The sequence below is a fragment of the Balneatrix alpica DSM 16621 genome (genome assembly GCF_000619885.1).
GTDB lineage: Bacteria > Pseudomonadota > Gammaproteobacteria > Pseudomonadales > Balneatricaceae > Balneatrix > Balneatrix alpica.
Genome location: NZ_KK211039.1, coordinates 640,632 through 658,431 on the forward strand (window position 1 = coordinate 640,632; position 17,800 = coordinate 658,431).

Consider the following 17,800-nt stretch of genomic DNA (forward strand, 5'->3'; position numbering starts at 1 on the left):
TTCTTCGGTCAGGTTTTTTGCTGGACGCTAGCCATTACCCTCACACCTGTCGTTGTCACGCTAAGGCGCCTTTGTGAGTATAGCTAGGCCCTTTCACCTGCACACAACCCCTTGCATATAATTCTTATACAAGCTATACCTATTTGTACAACTTAATTGCATCAGTTTTCATACCATCACTGCACAAGGGGTTCGCTTATGTCCAACTCACGTCCCTTAATTGGTATCAGCGCCTGCCTGCTCGGCCAGGAGGTCCGCTTCAATGGTGGCCATAAGCAATCTCGCTTCTGCCTTGAGCAACTTAGCGAGCACTTTGATTGGCTGCCTGCCTGCCCTGAAGTCGCAATTGGTATGGGAGTCCCCCGTCAGGCCATACGCTTGATCGGAGATCCTCAAGCCCCCCGCGCAGTGGGTTCCAATGATGCTTCTATGGATGTAACCGCGCCGCTGCAAGAGTTCTCCCATGACTATGTACAACGCCAGGGCAATCGCTTGAGCGGTTATATCTTGATGAAAAACTCCCCCAGCTGTGGCATGGAGCGAGTGAAGGTGTATCAACCCAATGGCCATCCTCATCAAGACGGCGGGCGTGGCCTCTTCGCTGCCGAGTTAATGCGTGCCTTTCCTCTCCTGCCAGTAGAAGAAGAAGGACGTCTACAGGATCCACAACTGTGTGACAACTTCATGATGCGGGTATTCATTTATCACGAGTGGCAGCAACTGCGTCAGGCACGAGATGAAGCTAACCCCTGGAGCAAAGCTGCCTGGTTAGACTTCCATAGCCGGCATAAGTATCTGCTGATGGCACATAACCCAGAGGCTTATAAACAACTGGGCAAGCGTCTGGCCAACTTAAAAGGCCCTGAGTGGGATCAACACGCCGATGAATATTTCAGTGATCTGATGCATGCCCTGGCTCGTCCCGCCGAGCGCAGTGGTCATGTCAATGTCATGCAGCATTTGCTTGGCTATTTGAAGAAACACACTGACGCGAACTCAAGAGCCGATCTACTCGAATGCATTGAAGATTATCGTCAAGGTCAGGTCCCTTTGGCGGTACCGATGCGCCTGCTGCGGCATCATTTTCATCGCAGTCAACAACGCTATGTCCTACAACAAAAATACCTGCAACCTCATCCACAACAGCTAGGCTTACGTAACAGGTTGTACTGATAGGCATGAGCACTGTTGCCGCTGCCTACCTCCCCCAACTGAACGAGGATTAACAGATGGCGGAAGCCCTCACGCAAACCTACTTGTCCATTCTTGAGCAACTAGGTGAAGACCCCCAGCGAGAAGGCTTGCGGGATACCCCCAAGCGCGCCGCTAAGGCTATGCAATATCTGACTCGCGGCTATCAGACATCGCTGGAGGAAGTGGTCAACGGAGCCATTTTTAGTTCAGATAACGATGAGATGGTGATCGTGAAAAACATTGAGCTCTACTCCCTGTGCGAACACCATCTGCTGCCTTTTATCGGTCAAGCTCATGTAGCCTACCTCCCTAACGGCAAGGTGTTGGGCCTATCAAAAATCGCTCGCATCGTCGATCTATTTGCCCGTCGCCTACAGATTCAGGAGAACTTGACTAAGCAAATCGCTGATTGCATTCAGGAAGTTACAGGTGCCAGAGGGGTTGCGGTTAGCATTGAAGCCAAGCATCTGTGTATGATGATGCGCGGGGTGGAAAAACAGAACTCCTCCATGTCCACCTCTGTCATGCTGGGCACCTTCCGCACCAGTGAAGCCGCCCGTAATGAGTTTTTGCAATTAATCAGAGGGAACTAACCATGGCTACACCTGGCTATGAACTGCAGCCAGCTACAATTCGCATCAAGAACCTCCGCCTGCGTACCTTTATCGGTATCAAAGAGGAAGAAATTCGCAACCGTCAGGATGTGATCATCAATGCCTGGATTCGCTACGATGCCAGCCAAGCCGCCAGTAGTGACGAAATGTCCAACGCCCTGAACTATCGCACCATTACCAAAGCGGTTATCAGTTTGGTAGAAGAAAATCGCTTCCACTTGCTGGAAAAACTCTGCCAGGACGTACTGGAACTGGTGATGAATCATGGTGCTGTCAAAGAGGCCAGCGTAGAGATCGACAAACCCCATGCGCTACGTTTTGCCGACTCCGTCTCCATGGAACTCCACGCCAAGCGCGGCGACTAACCCTCCTTCTTTAAAACTGGCTAACAGATCACTCTGTTAGCCAGTTGCTATTTGCTCAGGAAGCGAGATAAGGCTGGAGCAACGCCTCCATCAAATCAATATGGGCAGCGCTGTCATTCAGTGCCGGCACATAGTGATACTCCTCCCCTCCCGCCTGGAGGAACACCTCACGGTTCTCCACTGCCATTTCTTCTAACGTTTCCAAGCAGTCAGCCGAGAAGCCCGGGCTCAGCGTGGCTACCCGCTTCACTCCCTGTCCTGGCAAGGTTTTGAGCGTTTCATCGGTATAAGGTTTAAGCCATTCCTCCCGCCCAAAACGGGATTGGAAACAGAGTTGATATTGATGTTCTTGCCATCCCATTCGGGCCGCCAAAGCCTTAGCTGTCACATGGCAAAAACAATAGTAAGGATCACCCTGGCGATGGTAACGCTTTGGCGTGCCATGGAAAGACAGCAACCATTTATCAGGCTTTCCCTCAGCCTGCTCATGGGCTTCTACTGAGCCTGCCAAAGCCTCTATGTAAAGAGGGTGGTCATGGTAACTATTGATAAAGTGCAGCTGCGGCACCCAACGCCAGCGCTGCAAAAGCTGCCCTAACCGATCAAAAGTTGATCCCGTGGTGGTGCCTGAATACTGAGGGTACAAAGGTAATACCAACAATCGCTCCACCCCTTGCTGTACCAGTTTATCCATCACGCCCTGCATACTTGGCTGGCCATAGCGCATGGCCAGCTCTACCTGTACCCCTTCCCCTAGACGCGCCTGTAACGCTTGCTGCTGCTGTCGGCTAATCGTCAGCAATGGCGAACCCTGCTCCGTCCACACCTGTTGATAAGCATGGGCTGAACGACTGGGACGGATCCGTAGAATCACGCCATGCAGAATAATCTTCCACAGCCAGCGGGGCATCTCCACAATCCGAGGATCACTTAAAAACTCCGCTAAGTAGCGCCGTACGGAGGGTGTATCTGGAGCATCCGGAGTGCCGAGGTTTAATAACAACACCACCGTTTTTCCACCCCGCTCATGGGCAAACTGAGTCATACCTTGATAGGTCGGCATCCCACTTCCTCACTTCATGCCAGTCTGCCGTAAGGCAGACAATATGTACAAGAATATTGACATGTACAACTTTAAAAACCAATATTCTTATACATAAAAAATTATTATTACCTGTATAGACGTTGACTAGGCTCAGGTTCAAGCCCCGTCCACAGGTCACTGAGGCCTCACCATCCTATGAGCACAACCGAGTCTGCTTTAGTTCCTATCCGCGAAGTATCCCGTTTAACCGGGGTCAACTCGATTACGCTACGGGCCTGGGAACGCCGCTATGGCCTGATCAAACCCCAGCGCACACCCAAGGGCCACCGGCTGTACAGTGAAAACGAGGTGGCAAGAGTACACCAGATTCTGGCCTGGCTGGAGCGCGGCTATAGCATTGGTCAAGTTAAGCCTTTACTGGATGGCAATGCCCCCCCTAGCCAACCCGAGCAACATCCTGTCGAGTGGGAGCTACAAGCCACCCATTTATTAACCGCGGTCAAAACCCTTAATAGCAATAAGTTTGATGCCATCTTGCAGCAGCTGACTGCGCTGTACCCTCTTGAAACCTGCGTCAACCAATTGCTCTACCCACTGATGCAACAATTACAACCCAATCCTCAGCAACAGGTATTAGGTGCCGAACTGGAATGGCAATTCTTGCTGCAAAGCCTGCACAGTTTTTTCCTGCAACGTCTCTATCAAAGTGCCAAACAGGCCCAAGGGCCTTTATTACTGATTATCGAGTTAGATCAAGCCAGACCTTCGTGGTTGGCGACTTTACAAGCATGGCAAGCCAGCCAGCAAGGGTTCCGCACCCACCTTGTCGGCCAACTACCCTTTGCTGAGCTGCCCATTGCCCTGGAGCGCTTGCAAGCCAAGGCACTGATTGGCGTGGCTGAGCAACCATCTACCCAGCATCTGAGTCACTTCACTCGCTTACGCCAGCTCTATCCGCAACTCCCCTTAGGCATGCTGATGATTCAGCCTCACCCCTCCCTGGAGCTAAGCAGTGCTTCTATTCAGACTTGCTATCTGCCCCACCTCAGCCTGATTCGTAACCTGTTGGTGCCTTCATCCCGTACTAAGGAGGACTAAGATGCATTTGGTCTGGCTGCGCAATGATTTGCGCCTCTTGGATAATCCGGCACTCTATTACGCTAGCCGCGCTCGGCAGGGGGTAATCGTTGCTGTTGCTATTACCCCAGAGCAATGGCAACAACACGGCGATGCTCCGATCAAACAGGATCTGTATCGACGCAGCCTGATTGAGCTGGAAAAACAACTGAATACCTTAAACATTCCACTACGGCTATTACCCTGCCAATCCTTTGCGCACCTACCACAGGCACTGCTAACGCTTGCCCAGCAATATCGCTGTCAACAGCTGCACTTTAACCACAGCTATGAGTGGAATGAGCACCAGTGTGAACAGGCATTGCAGCAGCAGGCGCACGAGCAGGGACTGCACTGCCAGGGTCATCATAGCCAAGTACTATTTGCCCCCGGCAGCCTGCTCACGGGACAGGGTGAGTACTACAGCGTCTTTACCCCCTTTAAACGCAAGGCCTGGCCACTTCTACAAGACAGCAGCTTACTCCCCCTACCCGCACCACTGGGTCAACCCCAATCACCTTGTACCAGTGACCCTGTCCTGCCTTGGCAGGAGGAAGCAGACTACCGCACAGATCTATGGCCTGCTGGCGAAGTAGCCGCCTGGCAACGCTTACAACGCTTCGCCAACCGCACCCTGCTCACTTATGACCGCCAACGGGACTTTCCTGACATAGCAGGAACCAGCGTGCTCTCTCCCTATTTAACCCTCGGTATCCTCTCGCCCCGTCAATGTCTGCAAGCAGCACTGGCCGCCGCTCTGAATGGCAATAAAGGCGCAGAAACCTGGATTAATGAATTGCTCTGGCGTGAGTTTTACAAGCATGTTCTGTTTGGCTTTCCCCGCGTCAGCAAAGGAAGAGCTTTTAAAGTTGAAACGGAATCCCTGCCTTGGCGTCAGCATCAGCAAGACCTACAACGGTGGCAAACGGGGCAGACCGGTTATCCTCTGGTCGATGCCGCCATGCGCCAACTCAATCAAACCGGCTGGATGCACAATCGCTTACGCATGGTGAGTGCGATGTTTTTAAGCAAACATTTATTGCTGGACTGGCGCTTAGGGGAGGCCTACTTTATGAGCAAGCTGGTTGATGGCGATCTCGCCGCTAATAATGGTGGTTGGCAGTGGAGCGCATCAACAGGCACAGATGCTGCCCCCTACTTCCGCATTTTCAATCCCGTCAGTCAGTCCCAACGCTTTGATGCAAAAGGCGATTTCATCAAACGTTTTATTCCTGAACTGAGTAGCCTGCAAGGTAAGGCTCTGCATGCCCCCTGGCAATTTCAGCACAACCTTAGCTATCCCGCCCCCATGGTTGACCATACCTTTGCCCGCAATCGTGTTCTGGCGGCATTTAAAGATAAGGCGTCTCTCAGCTAGGCTGAGCCTTCAAAGCATGCGCCTGTAGCTTGAGCAGGCGCTGATGCAGCTCAGTCAGCCCTGGCTGATAGTAATCCCACCAAGGTTGCCAATGCGGCTCTTGATTAATGAGCGCCGTACTCACCCCTGCCCGTCTACCTGCCTGCAAATCATAGAGATAATCCCCCACCATCAGAGTTTGCTCCGTCGGCGCCTGCCAGCTTTGCACTAGCTGCTGAATCCCGCTGGGATCCGGTTTAGGACGTGCCCGTTCTCGACACAGTACGGCCTCGGGACGGAAAAACTCCGCCAAACCACAACGCTGCAGTCCGTGCCAAGCAGCTTCCTGATGGTTGCGAGTCAGAATACCCAGTTGGCAACCTTGCCCCACCAACCAAGCCAGCAGACTTTTTGCCCCCTTTAAGGCCTGGCTGACCTTGGCGGCCTCCATTTCAATTGCCCTCAAGCGATGATGGCGCAAACTCGATTCCGCCGCAGGTAGCGTATCTAGGTAACTGAGAATATCCTCCCCCGGCGGAACCCCTAGCTCGGCTCGAATAGCCGCAAACGCCAAAGGGGCATCAATCAAGGTGCCATCTAAATCGAAAATCCAGTAGCGGAATTGGAGCACTCGGTTCTCCTGTCACCTGAACATCGGCAAAGCCATCAAGGGTTAGCGACACCCTAATTGGGCGGGCAAAGGAGCGTGATAAGAAGGTATTTGATCCAAAGCAGACACACACAAGCCCAGATCCTTCAAGATGCCATCCTGAATATCATAGATCCAACCGTGAACATGCAACTCCTGCCCTGCACGCCAGGCGTTTTGCACAATGGTGGTATGGCATACGTTGATCATCTGCTCCATCACGTTCAGTTCACACAATAAATCGACTCGCTCATCCTGGGAAGATAGCTGCCTGAAGTGCTGCTCATGCTTGAAGTAAACATCCTTAATATTACGTAGCCAATTATCGATCAGGCCATGACTAGCGTCTTCCAGCGCAGCCCGCACCCCACCACAACCATAGTGCCCCACCACCATAATATGCTTGACCTTGAGCACTTCAACCGCGTACTGGATCACCGAGTGGCAGTTAAAATCATTATGGCTAACCACATTGGCCACATTGCGATGTACAAAGAGTTCGCCAGGCAACAAATCAACAATTTCATTAGCTGGCACTCGGCTATCGGCACAGCCAATCCACAAATACTCAGGAGACTGCTGTTGTGCCAGCTTAGCGAAAAACTCAGGGTCCTGATCTTTGATCCGCTGAGCCCAACGCTGGTTACTCTGGAACAAATCTGGCAACAGATGATGATCACACACGCTCAACATTCTCCTTGGCTAAGGCCGCACAATCTAACCAAGGTATTGGCATAGCTCAAGTACAACAACGGATCAGCTGCGTTTGCGCTTTCCCCCTTGAGGCGTAAATTTCTGAGCAAGCGACCACCCCAATAGACAAACCCCTGCGCTAACGCCTATAAGATCAGATCAACCCTGCATATTTATAAGGACAACAGGACGCTATCTATGCTGGTAATACGCCCCATCACCCAGGAGGATTATCCGGCACTCTATGAGATCGCCGTGGAGTCTGGCGTGGGCTTTACTTCCTTGCCCGTCAATGAAGAGATCCTGCACAACAAAATCGACTGCTCGCAGGAATCCTTCGCCAAGGCCATCAATGAGCCCGGTGAAGAAAGCTATCTGTTCGTATTAGAAGATACCGATAGTGGAGAAATTGTCGGCACCACCGCAATCAGCTCTGGTGTTGGCCTCTCCGCACCTTTTTATCATTACCACCGCAGCGTAGTGGTACATGCTTCGCAAGAACTCAGCATCCATAACAAAATGGAAGTGTTGATCCTGTGCAACCATTACACCGGTAGTACCGAAGTATGCACCCTCTATCTAAAAGAACCCTATCGCCAAGGCACCAATGGCCGTTTGCTGTCTAAATCTCGCTTTTTATTCTTGGCAGACTTCCCGGAGCGCTTTAGCAGCCGTGTGATTGCAGAAATGCGTGGTTACTCGGATGAGAAGGGTAATTCACCCTTCTGGAGCTGGCTGGGTGAGCACTTCTTCAAGATGGACTTTGCCCGAGCAGACTACATGGTTGGCATGGGCAATAAAGTCTTTATCGCCGAACTCATGCCCAAATATCCACTCTATGTGAATCTGCTTTCACCTGAAGCTAAAGCAGCCATTAGCCAGGTGCACCCGAAAACAGCACCAGCTCTGCGCCTGCTGGAGAAAGAAGGCTTCAAACATGTTGGCTATATCGATATCTTCGATGGTGGCCCTACTGTGGAAGCAGAGCTGAGCCAGATCAACTCTATCCGCAATAGCCGCCTGAAAGTGGTTAAGGTCGGCAAAGTAGATGAAAAACTAGGCGAGCCTCACCTGATCTCTAATCGTCAGCTGAAAGACTATCGCTGTGGCATCGATACCATTCAGGTGATTGAGCATGACCGAGTCATCATCAGTCCCAAGCTGGCAGAAACTCTGCAGCTACAGGATGGTGATAGCGCCCGCATTGTGGCCGTCGATGGTTATTACCGTGAACGGTATCGCCTCTAACCAGGATAATCCCGCTTCCAGCCACCGTTAACATCATGCAAAAACGCCCTCAGATGAGGGCGTTTTCTTGGCACTGACTCAGCAGTGAGTCACTTCCAACTTACAGCTTGTCAGCATTACCAGCCAGGTACTGAGCTACGCCCTCGGGGTTAGCCTGCATACCTTTGTCGCCTTTCTTCCAACCAGCAGGGCAAACTTCGCCATGCTCTTCGTGGAATTGCAGCGCATCAACCAAACGCACCAGCTCATCAATGTTACGGCCCAGGGGCAGGTCGTTAACGATCTGAGCACGTACTACGCCTTCTTTATCGATCAGGAAGGCGCCACGGAAAGCCACACCACCCTCAGCCTCAACGTCATAGGCTTTGCAGATTTCGTGCTTCACGTCGGCTACCAGAGTGTACTTCACTGCACCGATACCCCCTGCATTAACGGAGGTATTACGCCAGGCATTGTGAGTAAACTGAGAATCGATGGATACGCCAATCACTTCTACATTGCGCTCTTTGAAAGCGTCAACACGGTGATCCAGCGCAATCAGCTCAGAAGGGCAAACAAAGGTAAAGTCCAGCGGATAGAAGAACACCAGACCGTATTTACCTTTGATCGCTTCTTTCAGGTTGTAGCTGTCAACAATCTGGCCATCAGCCAGCACAGCGGCAGCAGTAAAGTCAGGGGCTTGCTTGCCAACGAGTACGCTCATGGGTCACTCTTCTCCGTCTTAGCTCTAATATTGGCCCTGCCAAATGGCAGAACACCTTGTGTTAACTGTTAGCTTCGCCAGCGGCTGCATCTAACAGAGTCTTCAACTCACCAGTTTGCGCCATCTCTGTGACGATATCGCAACCACCAACCAACTCACCCTTCACCCACAACTGTGGGAAAGTCGGCCAGTTAGCATATTTCGGTAGCTCCGCACGAATTTCCGGATGCTCCAGAATATTCACATAAGCAAACTTTTGTCCGCAGGACATCACGGCCTCAACCGCACGGGAGGAGAAGCCGCACTGGGGAAACTGAGGAGTACCCTTCATGTAAAGCAGAATGGTGTTCTCAGCAATCTGTTGTTTGATGACTTCAACAATATCCATAACCACGGCTCTCTTTGTCAGACTCACAAAAAAGTGAGGCCAGTATAGCAATTCCGAGTATCACAGTCAGGCATATGACCAATTTTGCCAGCACCACTGCCCTACTCCACAATGAGGCAGATATTAGGACGCGACCAAGGTTTTACAAGAGCCAGCTAGCAAAGAGTTACAAGCTTTCTATACTTGCAGCAGTTTTGCCCATCGCTTCAAGGAGTTGTCATGTCCCACTCGGTGTTTATGAAAACCTACAATCGCCTGCCCCTTGCCATTAGCCGTGGACAGGGCATTTGGTTGTATGACAACCGAGGCCACGCCTACCTGGATGCACATGGCAATCAGGGTGCCACACTTTTGGGTCACTGCCACCCAATGATCGTTGAAGCTATTCAAGCCCAGACGGAGCAGTTAATTTTTGCTCCCAATGCTTTTTATCAAAGCGTACAACTGCAACTCGCCCAACAGCTCACCCAGGCTGCACAGATGGAGCGCCTGTTCTTTACTAACTCTGGGGTGGAAGCGAACGAGGCTGCCCTACGCATCATTCGGCAATACGCAGAACAACGGAGTATTGCCCATCCGCGCATCCTGGTGATGAGCAATGCCTTTCACGGCCGTACGCTAGGCACTCTGAATGCTTCTGATCTGCATTTTTCTGGCCCCCTTCGCGACACCTTTATCCGTGTTCCCTTTAACAACCTTGATGCCATTGAAGAAGCTGCCCGACAGCATCCGGACATTGTCGCTGTCATCAGCGAAGCCATTCAAAGTGAGGCCGGCGTACAGATTGCCGATGCCAGCTACTTGCAAGGATTACGGAGAATCTGTGACCGGCATGAATGGTTACTGGTATTAGACGAAGTGCAGAGCTTTGCCCGTAGCGGCAGCCTGTTTTACTACCAGCAATGCGGCATTCAGCCTGATGTCGTTACCGGCGCCAATGGCTTAGCCAGTGGCTTACCGATTGGCCTTTGCTTAGCCAGAGGTACTGCAGGTGACATTTTACAGCGTGGCGATCACGGCTCCACCTTTGGAGGCAACCCGCTAGCCTGTGCCGCCGCACTGTGCACCCTGCACTTAATTGAGGCTGAGAACCTTCTTGAACGGAGCAAAACGCTAGCCCAGTATCTCGCCACTCACCTGCAAAACAAGCTTGGTCAACAAGAATATGTGCGACAGATTCGCCACCAAGGCCTGATGCTCGCCATTGAGTTGGAGGAACCCTGCGAACCTCTGATGCTCTTCGCTCAGGCAAAAGGGGTCTTGCTAAATGTTGTAGGCCGTGAGAAAAATACGGTTCGGCTGTTACCCCCCCTGACCCTGTCAGACCAGGATGCCGAATTAATGGTGACCAGTGTCACCCGACTCATCCGAGTCTTTCATGCCGACGATCCTGAATAAGTCGCGCCTGTAACCAACTTATACCTTTCGCCGTCACCCACCGCTTGGGCGGTGCGCTTTTATTGTTGACGGCTGCTAGACCGTGAAGAGAGATCATGAGCACACGCCACTTTCTAACCTTAACGGATTTGTCTACTCACGAATTACGTCAATTGATTCAGCGTGCGCTGGAACTGAAGGCTATGCACCGACGTCGTGAAGTATACGAACCCCTGAAGAATCGCGTGCTCGGTATGATTTTTGAAAAATCCTCTACCCGCACCCGTGTCTCCTTTGAGGCTGGCATGGCACAGTTTGGAGGTAGCGCGATTTTCTTATCCCCCCGGGATACCCAACTGGGCCGCGGCGAACCGGTTGAGGATACCGCACGGGTTCTTTCCAGCATGGTAGATGCGGTGATGATCCGTACTTTCGATCATCAAATGGTAGAGCGCTTTGCCGCCTTCTCTAGTGTTCCTGTGATTAATGGTCTGACCGACGACTATCACCCCTGCCAACTACTCGCTGATATGCAAACCTTCTTTGAAGTCCGTGGCGATATCCAAGGCAAGCGTGTGTGCTGGGTAGGTGATGGTAACAACATGTGCAACTCTTATATCAAAGCAGCCCAACTGTTTGATTTTGAATTACACATCGCTTGTCCAGAAGGCTACGAGCCTCCGGCGGCCTTACTCGAAGAAAGTCAGGGGCGAGCCCAGGTTATCCGTGATCCAGTGGAAGCCGTCAAGGGCAGCCATTTGGTTGCTACTGACGTCTGGGCTTCCATGGGCCAGGAAGAAGAAGCACAAAAACGTATGCGCGCCTTTGCCAGCTACCAGGTCTCCCCTGCACTCATGGATCACGCCGCCAAAGAGGCCATCTTCATGCACTGTCTCCCTGCTCACCGAGGAGAAGAAATCAGCATGGATATGTTGGACGACCCGCGCAGCGTTGCCTTTATCGAAGCAGAAAACCGTCTTCATGCCCAAAAAGCGCTGCTAGAGTTTTTGCTACGCTAGTATCAAGGGGCGCTGCAACGCCCCTTATCACTCTCTGGCCGTTTTTGACATCGCCGCTAAAATCACCGATAACAAACTCAGGCCCGCCAGTGTGAATCCGACGTATGATTGAACTGCGCCACCTCCGCACCCTGATTGCACTAAGAGAAACCGGAAGTTTGGTGGAAGCCGCTGAGCGCGTCCACCTCACCCAGTCCGCCCTCTCACACCAAATCAAAGACCTGGAAGATCGTCTTGATTGTTCGCTTTTTATCCGCAAAACAAAGCCCGTTGTCTTTACCAGCGCAGGGCAGCGCTTGCTCAGCTTAGCGGATGATATCCTGCCGATGGTGCGTAGCGCCGAGCGTGATATTGCCCGTTTAGCCGGTGGCGAAACTGGCCGTCTCAATATTGCGATTGAATGCCACAGCTGCTTCCAGTGGTTGATGCCCACTATCAATCAATACCGCGACAGTTGGCCAGAAGTAGAAATGGACCTGGTGAGCGGCTTTAATTTTGCCCCATTGCCGGCACTAGCACGCGGAGAGCTAGATCTGGTGATCACCTCTGATCCGATGGATATTCCTACCCTGAGCTACATCCCTCTTTTTAGCTATGAGGCTCTACTCGCCCTGGCCAAACGTCATCCGCTGGCTAAGAAAAACTATATTGAAGCCAGTGATCTAGTCCAGGAAACCCTGATTTGTTACCCGATCGATCATGATCGACTCGATGTATTTACCCGCTTTCTCGACCCTGCAGGGGAAGAGCCTGCCGCAGTTCGTTACGCTGAACTCACTATTATGATGATTCAGCTGGTTGCCAGTGGCAGGGGAGTCTGCGCTCTTCCTAACTGGGCATTAACGGAGTACCTGGAACGAGACTATGTCGTGGCCCGACCACTCACCAATAAAGGTGTATGGTCAACCCTGTATGCTGCCGTACGGGAAGAGCAAAAAGATGCGGAGTATATTCAGGACTTTATTCGTACTGCGCAGGATATGTCATTCCAAACGCTGCAAGGCATTCGGAGCCCTGACGCTCTCAAAGCAGGTTAAAGTTCACATAGACAACAGCTTTAACTAGAGAGGTTTAGCTAGCGTCGATAGTATTGTAATTCCGAAGTCGAGATCGGGTCATAACGTAGACGAATTCCCGATCCTTCCAATTGCCATAGGAAGATATGTTGATGAGGCTGCTTATCTTCCTGCTGTGCTGGCCCATAGCGTTCAGTGACCAGCTGCAGCAATTGTTCCTTACTCAGAGAGTGGGGATTAAAGTTAAAAATAACCTCAACCACCTGCTCCTCTCCATCAAACACAACCCGGCAATTTACCGCCTCAGGCAACACCGCTTGCAATGAATATACATCCGAACCCGTGCGACGATAGAGCCGTTCTCCACCCGCCTGAGTAATGACTTGGTAAATCTGGTCGCGATCCACTTCGTCCAGGTAAACCCCAAATACCTTTGCACGGGTTTCCTGTTGCGCCCAGCCAGGCAAGGCCAGCAGTGTAAGCGCCACTGCTAGCCAGAAGCGTCGAAGCGTCATCACCTTAGGTACATCGCTTTTGTTACGCGTCCTTGACGAAGAGGTATCCCCGGCTGCGAACTGTTTTAATCCGGCGAGGATGAATAGGATCATCACCAATCTTGGGACGAATACGGGAAATGCGTACATCAATTGAACGGTCCTGGCCATCATAGGCGATGCCACGCAACGATGAGAAAATCTCTTCACGGGTTAACACGCGACCGGCATTACTGGCCAACAACCAAAGTAAGTCAAACTCTGCACTAGTGAGATCAACACTCTCACCATTTAACCAGGCTTCACGCTTACCACTGTCCAACGCCAAATCGCCAAACTCGAATCGAGTCGACTCTGTGACCGTAATAGGAGCACTGGCCTGGGCCACGACTTCCTTCACCACCTGCACTCGACGCAACAATGCTTTAATACGCGCCAGTAGCACTCGTGGCCGCACAGGCTTGGTGACATAGTCATCCGCCCCCATCTCCAACCCCAACACCTGGTCAAGGTCGTCATTACGGGCCGTTAACATCAGAATCGGATTTTTGAAGAAAGGACGAACTTGTCGACACACGCTCAGTCCATCTTCGCCTGGCAGCATTAAATCTAATACCACCAAATCAGGGCTATGTTTTTTGATCAGCTCAATCGCTTTAGCCCCGTTAGATTCCAGAGTGACACGCAGCCCATTATTTTCCAGATACTCTTTGGTGAGTGTCGCTAAGCGTTCATCGTCTTCGACGATTAATACATGACTATCTTGCGCTTCCATTTGTATCCGTGCTGTCCAGCAAGTCGGTCGAAAGTAAGGCGAGCCTAAATCCACTACCGGACAAAGCCGGCTCAGGGTCGCTGCTCCAATATCTAACATCTAACTGATGAGGCTTAGCCCCAAAGTTGGCCATTATAACCAAAGCCGCCCTATTCACAAAAAGATACCAAAGCAATTTAGAGCGTTAGCAGCAAAACAAAGTGAAAGATTAGGCGTCTGCCAACAACTATAGCCTAAAGCTCACCATGGCAAGACCAGAGTTAAAAATAACCTTGCCGCTGACGCCCGAGTGTGCGTATATTGCCCCCTTACTCCTATTTATTAAGGGACGCAGTTAAGGAACCCCCATGAAACCTTGGACGCCCAGCAGCTGGCGTAATTGCCCAATCCGTCAAGTACCAACCTATCCCGATAGCGCAAAACTTAACCAGGCAGAAACCCAGCTAGCCAAATATCCGCCGCTAGTTTTTGCCGGTGAAGCTCGTGAACTACGTCGTCAGTTTAGTTTGGTGACTGAAGGTAAAGCCTTCCTTTTACAAGGAGGTGACTGCGCCGAAAGCTTTGCTGAGTTTAGCGCCAACAATATTCGTGACACCTTTAAGGTACTCCTGCAAATGGCAGTAGTGCTTACCTTTGCTGGCGGCTGCCCAGTCGTCAAAGTTGGTCGCATGGCTGGACAATTTGCCAAGCCACGTTCAGCTGACACAGAAGTACTGGATGGCATTGAACTGCCCAGCTATCGGGGAGACATTATTAACGGTAACGACTTTACCGCCGAGTCACGCACCCCCGATCCAGAGCGGATGCTGATGGCCTACCATCAGTCTGCAGCCACCCTTAACCTCGTGCGCGCTTTTGCCACGGGGGGCTTAGCAGATCTGCACAAAGTCCATCAGTGGAATCTCAACTTCGTTGAGCAAAGCCCTTTGGGTGAGCGTTACCAGCATCTGGCTAATCGTATCGACGAAACCCTAGCCTTTATGGCAGCCTGCGGTTTGGAGGTTTCCTCCGTACCCCAGCTGAAAGAAACCGCTTTCTATACTTCGCATGAGGCCCTACTACTGCCCTATGAGGAGGCTCTTACCCGCCAGGATAGCCTGACCGGCAACTGGTACGACTGCTCTGCCCATATGCTCTGGATTGGCGACCGCACTCGCCAGCCTGATGGCGCCCATGTCGAATTTTTACGGGGCGTACATAACCCTATCGGTATCAAGGCCGGCCCCAGCACAGACCCGAACGAGCTCTTGCGCCTGTTAGACATCCTGAACCCTGATAACGAAGCAGGACGCATCAATGTGATCGTCCGCATGGGGGCAGACAAGGTTGCCGACCACTTACCTGGCCTGTTGCAAGCAATCAAACGCGAAGGGCGCAAAGTGCTCTGGTCTTCCGACCCTATGCACGGCAACACCGTCAAAGCCAGTAGCGGCTTTAAAACCCGCGCGGTAGAGCGCATTCTGCAGGAGGTCAAAGCCTTCTTCCAAATTCATAAAGCGGAAGGCACCTATGCAGGCGGCGTACACTTTGAAATGACAGGGAAAAACGTCACTGAGTGTATTGGCGGTGCCTACCAGATCACTGAGCAGCAACTGGGGGATCGTTACCATACCTTCTGCGACCCGCGCCTTAACGCTGACCAGGCCTTAGAGTTGGCATTCCTAATTTCGGAAAGCCTGAAAGAGGCACGGCGTTAACCACTCCTCTGGTGAACACTCACAAAAACGGCGCTCAAAGCGCCGTTTTTACGTCATCTGCAACGTCTTTAGCAATCACCAAGGTGATTGTGTCGCAGGCTCCTCTGGCCAACGCTGCCGCAATACACCCGCCCAACGCTGCCACTCCACTTCTTTATCCGTGGTAATGCTTAATGTCCGTTGTGAGTCTTGCCAAAAGACATCCAACTGCCAACGATAGCTGGTTTCTTCATTACGCTTACGCTCGCGAACATGGGTACGCCAACCCCGAATACTGCTATAGGGATAGCGTTCGGCTCGATCCGCATAAACCACAGCCAACATCTGCTGGCTATCATCCAACGCCAAAGAGGGTGAGCTCAACAAACGCTCATCTACCTGAAAACCCTCTAGTTCCAGCTTAGCCACCTGCTGACGGGTATTCAGCCCATGCCATACCCCCAAGCCAATGATTAGCGCTGCTAGAATCCAGAATATTTCCATACGCATGGAGCGAACCGCCCTCCTCTAGCCTGACTGCTACTCTGGCAACTCGATTTTAATCGGCCCCAGGGGTACACAACAGCAACTGAGAATTTCATTCTCCGCCAACTCAACCAGGCTTTCTTGTAACCAACGCACCTGCCCCTGTTGCAACCGCACCCGACAACAACCACAGTAGCCACCACGACAGTTATAACGTACTGGTAATTGTTGCTGCTCTAGCGCATCCAATAAGGTCGGGGCGCCACTGTAATGAAACTCATGACGCCCCTGTACCCACACTCTGAGCTTGGCGGCAGCCGGATCAAAGGTCGAAGTCATCGAAATCAGACGAGTCCACGCTGCTGTCAATCGCCCCCACTAGATAAGAGCTGATCTCCGACTCCTGGGGTGCCACCTGTACGTTGTCACTAACCAACCAAGCATTCATCCAAGGCAAAGGATTGGAGCTCACCTGGAATAACGGCTCCAGCCCCAATGCACGCATTCGTACATTAGTGATGTACTCAACGTACTGACACAAAATAGTGGCATTCAAACCAATCATGGAACCATCTTTAAATAGATAATGGGCCCACTGTTTTTCTTGCTCTGCCGCTTCACTAAAGATACGCACGACTTCCTCGCGGCACTCTTTGGCAACTTCCACCATTTCCGGATCATCCCCTCCGGACGCCATGATATTCAGCATCTGTTGAGTACCGGACAGATGTAGCGCCTCATCCCGAGCAATGAACTTGATGATTTTGGCATTGCCCTCCATTAGAGCGCGCTCAGCAAAAGCAAAAGAGCAGGCAAAGCTGACATAGAAGCGAATCGCCTCCAGCACATTCACTGAGGCCAGCGTGAGGTATAACTTGCGTTTCAAGTCACGCATGTTGACCTCAACCTTACGCCCATTTATCTCGTGACTACCGGCACCAAACTGCACGTAAAGGCTGGAGTATTCGATAAAGTCATCGTAGTACTTGGTCACCGACACCGCTCGCTTGGTAATCTCGGTATTGACGATAATGTCGTCAAACACCTTAGCGGGGTCGGTGACGATATTACGAATGATGTGGGTGTAACTACGGCTATGGATAGTCTCACTGAATGACCAAGTTTCTAACCAGGTCTCCAACTCAGGCAGGGAAACCACCGGCAGAAAGGCCACATTAGGCGAACGCCCCTGCACCGAGTCCAGCAGAGTTTGATATTTCAGATTACTTAAAAAAATATGCTGTTCATGGGCAGGCAGCTCAGCAAAATCCGAACGATCCGAAGACAGATCCACTTCTTCAGGACGCCAGAAGAAAGACAGCTGCTTTTCAATCAAGCGCTCAAAAATCGGGTGCTTCTGCTGGTCGTAGCGCGCCACGTTGACGTTCTCACCAAAGAACATCGGCTGCTTTAAGTGATCGTATTGATTGGGGTTAAAGGTTGAATAAGCCATAGTGCTTTTTGCATCTCCACACGCAGTGACAGGCGCTAAGCTGTCACTTTCAAACAGTCATGCAGCGGCCTGAACCACCGCTGCGAGAGGCCACCCAGACCCCTTTGGCTTTTCGTAGCAGCGGGGTGATGA

Annotated in this window: 20 protein-coding genes; 10 read left to right on the forward strand and 10 right to left on the reverse strand. The window is 51.6% G+C overall.

The features are described 5' to 3' along the window. The first annotated feature begins 198 nt into the window (after positions 1-198). Genes Q334_RS0112375 through folX form a run of 3 tightly spaced genes read left to right on the forward strand, consistent with a single transcriptional unit; the run spans position 199 to position 2,173 of the window. Entirely contained in the window at positions 199-1,173 is a 975-nt protein-coding gene (locus Q334_RS0112375; RefSeq protein WP_027313486.1) for a YbgA family protein, read from the forward strand. 56 nt (positions 1,174-1,229) lie between these two features. Next, a complete protein-coding gene (folE, locus tag Q334_RS0112380; protein ID WP_027313487.1) occupies positions 1,230-1,787 on the forward strand; it encodes a GTP cyclohydrolase I FolE in 558 nt (185 codons plus the stop codon). A gap of 2 nt (positions 1,788-1,789) precedes the next feature. Next, on the forward strand, positions 1,790-2,173 hold the full coding sequence (gene folX, locus Q334_RS0112385) for a dihydroneopterin triphosphate 2'-epimerase (RefSeq protein WP_027313488.1): 384 nt from the start codon (positions 1,790-1,792) through the stop codon (positions 2,171-2,173). Between the two features lie 55 nt (positions 2,174-2,228). On the opposite strand, the gene hemH is transcribed toward folX, so the two are convergent. After that, positions 2,229-3,236, reverse strand: a complete 1,008-nt coding sequence (gene hemH, locus Q334_RS0112390; protein ID WP_027313489.1) for a ferrochelatase — start codon at positions 3,234-3,236, stop codon at positions 2,229-2,231. Between the two features lie 177 nt (positions 3,237-3,413). On the opposite strand from hemH, the gene Q334_RS19040 reads away from it, so the two are divergent. Together Q334_RS19040 and phrB are read left to right on the forward strand one after the other, a co-directional pair. After that, positions 3,414-4,316: a MerR family transcriptional regulator gene (locus Q334_RS19040; protein ID WP_035461403.1), complete on the forward strand. Its 903-nt coding sequence runs from the start codon at positions 3,414-3,416 to the stop codon at positions 4,314-4,316. A gap of 1 nt (position 4,317) precedes the next feature. After that, positions 4,318-5,712, forward strand: a complete 1,395-nt coding sequence (phrB, locus tag Q334_RS0112400) for a deoxyribodipyrimidine photo-lyase (RefSeq protein ID WP_027313490.1) — start codon at positions 4,318-4,320, stop codon at positions 5,710-5,712. Here phrB and Q334_RS19045 read toward each other — a convergent pair. After that, on the reverse strand, positions 5,705-6,322 hold the full coding sequence (locus tag Q334_RS19045) for an HAD family hydrolase (RefSeq protein WP_051527768.1): 618 nt from the start codon (positions 6,320-6,322) through the stop codon (positions 5,705-5,707). The two genes, phrB and Q334_RS19045, sit on opposite strands and share 8 nt — an antisense overlap. A gap of 42 nt (positions 6,323-6,364) precedes the next feature. Continuing rightward, positions 6,365-7,024: a carbonate dehydratase gene (can, locus tag Q334_RS0112410; RefSeq protein ID WP_245593684.1), complete on the reverse strand. Its 660-nt coding sequence runs from the start codon at positions 7,022-7,024 to the stop codon at positions 6,365-6,367. Between the two features lie 207 nt (positions 7,025-7,231). Between can and astA the strand changes: the two genes are divergently transcribed. Then, complete coding sequence (gene astA / locus Q334_RS0112415; RefSeq protein ID WP_027313492.1) at positions 7,232-8,281, forward strand: arginine N-succinyltransferase; 1,050 nt, start codon at positions 7,232-7,234, stop codon at positions 8,279-8,281. A gap of 100 nt (positions 8,282-8,381) precedes the next feature. Here astA and Q334_RS0112420 read toward each other — a convergent pair whose 3' ends face one another. Together Q334_RS0112420 and grxD are read right to left on the reverse strand one after the other, a co-directional pair. Further along, positions 8,382-8,984, reverse strand: coding sequence for a peroxiredoxin (locus Q334_RS0112420; protein ID WP_027313493.1), 603 nt, complete (start codon positions 8,982-8,984; stop codon positions 8,382-8,384). A 61-nt stretch (positions 8,985-9,045) separates the two neighbouring features. Beyond that, positions 9,046-9,372: a Grx4 family monothiol glutaredoxin gene (gene grxD / locus Q334_RS0112425; protein ID WP_027313494.1), complete on the reverse strand. Its 327-nt coding sequence runs from the start codon at positions 9,370-9,372 to the stop codon at positions 9,046-9,048. 219 nt (positions 9,373-9,591) lie between these two features. Here grxD and Q334_RS0112430 point away from each other — a divergent pair, with 219 nt between their 5' ends. From Q334_RS0112430 to Q334_RS0112440, 3 genes are all read left to right on the forward strand, one after another. Beyond that, positions 9,592-10,770, forward strand: coding sequence for an aminotransferase class III-fold pyridoxal phosphate-dependent enzyme (locus Q334_RS0112430; protein ID WP_027313495.1), 1,179 nt, complete (start codon positions 9,592-9,594; stop codon positions 10,768-10,770). A 95-nt stretch (positions 10,771-10,865) separates the two neighbouring features. After that, positions 10,866-11,768, forward strand: a complete 903-nt coding sequence (gene argF, locus Q334_RS0112435; protein WP_027313496.1) for an ornithine carbamoyltransferase — start codon at positions 10,866-10,868, stop codon at positions 11,766-11,768. A 104-nt stretch (positions 11,769-11,872) separates the two neighbouring features. After that, positions 11,873-12,805, forward strand: a complete 933-nt coding sequence (locus Q334_RS0112440; RefSeq protein ID WP_027313497.1) for a LysR family transcriptional regulator — start codon at positions 11,873-11,875, stop codon at positions 12,803-12,805. Positions 12,806-12,843: 38 nt separating this feature from the next. Here the strand turns inward: Q334_RS0112440 and Q334_RS0112445 are convergent, their stop codons facing one another. Both Q334_RS0112445 and Q334_RS0112450 read right to left on the reverse strand, forming a co-directional pair. Next, the gene (locus Q334_RS0112445) at positions 12,844-13,302 is read right to left on the reverse strand and encodes a hypothetical protein (protein ID WP_155888992.1); all 459 of its coding nucleotides are present in this window, start codon (positions 13,300-13,302) and stop codon (positions 12,844-12,846) included. A gap of 19 nt (positions 13,303-13,321) precedes the next feature. Further along, positions 13,322-14,053 carry a response regulator gene (locus Q334_RS0112450; RefSeq protein ID WP_027313499.1) on the reverse strand — a complete coding sequence of 244 codons (732 nt, stop codon included), beginning with the start codon at positions 14,051-14,053 and terminating at the stop codon, positions 13,322-13,324. A 347-nt stretch (positions 14,054-14,400) separates the two neighbouring features. Between Q334_RS0112450 and Q334_RS0112455 the strand changes: the two genes are divergently transcribed. Continuing rightward, complete coding sequence (locus Q334_RS0112455; RefSeq protein ID WP_027313500.1) at positions 14,401-15,750, forward strand: class II 3-deoxy-7-phosphoheptulonate synthase; 1,350 nt, start codon at positions 14,401-14,403, stop codon at positions 15,748-15,750. A gap of 75 nt (positions 15,751-15,825) precedes the next feature. On the opposite strand, the gene Q334_RS0112460 is transcribed toward Q334_RS0112455, so the two are convergent. From Q334_RS0112460 to nrdB, 3 genes are read right to left on the reverse strand one after another with little or no spacing between them, the layout of a single operon-like run. Beyond that, positions 15,826-16,239: a hypothetical protein gene (locus Q334_RS0112460; RefSeq protein ID WP_027313501.1), complete on the reverse strand. Its 414-nt coding sequence runs from the start codon at positions 16,237-16,239 to the stop codon at positions 15,826-15,828. A 30-nt stretch (positions 16,240-16,269) separates the two neighbouring features. Then, the gene (gene yfaE, locus Q334_RS0112465; protein ID WP_081414442.1) at positions 16,270-16,554 is read right to left on the reverse strand and encodes a class I ribonucleotide reductase maintenance protein YfaE; all 285 of its coding nucleotides are present in this window, start codon (positions 16,552-16,554) and stop codon (positions 16,270-16,272) included. Continuing rightward, positions 16,538-17,668 carry a class Ia ribonucleoside-diphosphate reductase subunit beta gene (gene nrdB / locus Q334_RS0112470; RefSeq protein ID WP_027313503.1) on the reverse strand — a complete coding sequence of 377 codons (1,131 nt, stop codon included), beginning with the start codon at positions 17,666-17,668 and terminating at the stop codon, positions 16,538-16,540. Before nrdB ends, yfaE begins: the two co-directional genes overlap by 17 nt. Between the last annotated feature and the right edge of the window lie 132 nt (positions 17,669-17,800).

Bases quoted from the DNA above. Each gene is read 5' to 3' on its own strand.
- Q334_RS0112375 (WP_027313486.1), top strand. From the start codon at position 199: ATGTCCAACTCACGTCCCTTAATTGGTATCAGCGCCTGCCTGCTCGGC.
- folE (WP_027313487.1), top strand. From the start codon at position 1,230: ATGGCGGAAGCCCTCACGCAAACCTACTTGTCCATTCTTGAGCAACTA.
- folX (WP_027313488.1), top strand. From the start codon at position 1,790: ATGGCTACACCTGGCTATGAACTGCAGCCAGCTACAATTCGCATCAAG.
- hemH (WP_027313489.1), bottom strand. From the start codon at position 3,236: ATGCCGACCTATCAAGGTATGACTCAGTTTGCCCATGAGCGGGGTGGA.
- Q334_RS19040 (WP_035461403.1), top strand. From the start codon at position 3,414: ATGAGCACAACCGAGTCTGCTTTAGTTCCTATCCGCGAAGTATCCCGT.
- phrB (WP_027313490.1), top strand. From the start codon at position 4,318: ATGCATTTGGTCTGGCTGCGCAATGATTTGCGCCTCTTGGATAATCCG.
- astA (WP_027313492.1), top strand. From the start codon at position 7,232: ATGCTGGTAATACGCCCCATCACCCAGGAGGATTATCCGGCACTCTAT.
- Q334_RS0112420 (WP_027313493.1), bottom strand. From the start codon at position 8,984: ATGAGCGTACTCGTTGGCAAGCAAGCCCCTGACTTTACTGCTGCCGCT.
- grxD (WP_027313494.1), bottom strand. From the start codon at position 9,372: ATGGATATTGTTGAAGTCATCAAACAACAGATTGCTGAGAACACCATT.
- Q334_RS0112430 (WP_027313495.1), top strand. From the start codon at position 9,592: ATGTCCCACTCGGTGTTTATGAAAACCTACAATCGCCTGCCCCTTGCC.
- argF (WP_027313496.1), top strand. From the start codon at position 10,866: ATGAGCACACGCCACTTTCTAACCTTAACGGATTTGTCTACTCACGAA.
- Q334_RS0112440 (WP_027313497.1), top strand. From the start codon at position 11,873: ATGATTGAACTGCGCCACCTCCGCACCCTGATTGCACTAAGAGAAACC.
- Q334_RS0112450 (WP_027313499.1), bottom strand. From the start codon at position 14,053: ATGGAAGCGCAAGATAGTCATGTATTAATCGTCGAAGACGATGAACGC.
- Q334_RS0112455 (WP_027313500.1), top strand. From the start codon at position 14,401: ATGAAACCTTGGACGCCCAGCAGCTGGCGTAATTGCCCAATCCGTCAA.
- Q334_RS0112460 (WP_027313501.1), bottom strand. From the start codon at position 16,239: ATGCGTATGGAAATATTCTGGATTCTAGCAGCGCTAATCATTGGCTTG.
- yfaE (WP_081414442.1), bottom strand. From the start codon at position 16,554: ATGACTTCGACCTTTGATCCGGCTGCCGCCAAGCTCAGAGTGTGGGTA.
- nrdB (WP_027313503.1), bottom strand. From the start codon at position 17,668: ATGGCTTATTCAACCTTTAACCCCAATCAATACGATCACTTAAAGCAG.